The organism is Variovorax sp. M-6 (assembly GCF_052114385.1).
Classification (GTDB): Bacteria; Pseudomonadota; Gammaproteobacteria; order Burkholderiales; family Burkholderiaceae_C; genus Variovorax.
The window spans coordinates 1-413 of the sequence record NZ_JBFREQ010000131.1; the positions used below are offsets into that span (position 1 = coordinate 1).

At 71.9% G+C, this 413-nt stretch carries 1 pseudogene; it reads left to right on the top strand.

What is annotated here, in order from left to right:
* Window positions 1–413 (top strand): annotated as a pseudogene (locus AB4Z46_RS35485) (urocanate hydratase); the annotation flags it as partial.

A 413-nucleotide genomic window follows, 5' to 3' on the forward strand; every position in this document is an offset into this window, starting at 1 on the left:
GACATGGCGCGCGAGCGCATCGCGTTCCAGGGGCTGCCGGCGCGCATCTGCTGGCTGGGGCTGGGCGAGCGCGAGAAGGCGGGGCTGGCCTTCAACGAGATGGTGAAGTCGGGCGAGCTCAAGGGGCCGATCGTGATCGGGCGCGACCACTTGGACACCGGCTCGGTGGCGAGCCCGAACCGGGAGACGGAGAGCATGAAGGACGGCAGCGACGCGGTGTCCGACTGGCCGCTGCTCAACGCGCTGCTGAACACCGCAGGCGGCGCGACCTGGGTCAGCCTGCACCATGGCGGCGGCGTGGGCATGGGCTACTCGCAGCATTCGGGCGTGGTGATCGTGGCCGACGGCACCGACGCCGCGGCCAAGCGCCTCGCGCGCGTGCTGTGGAACGACCCCGCCACCGGCGTGATGCG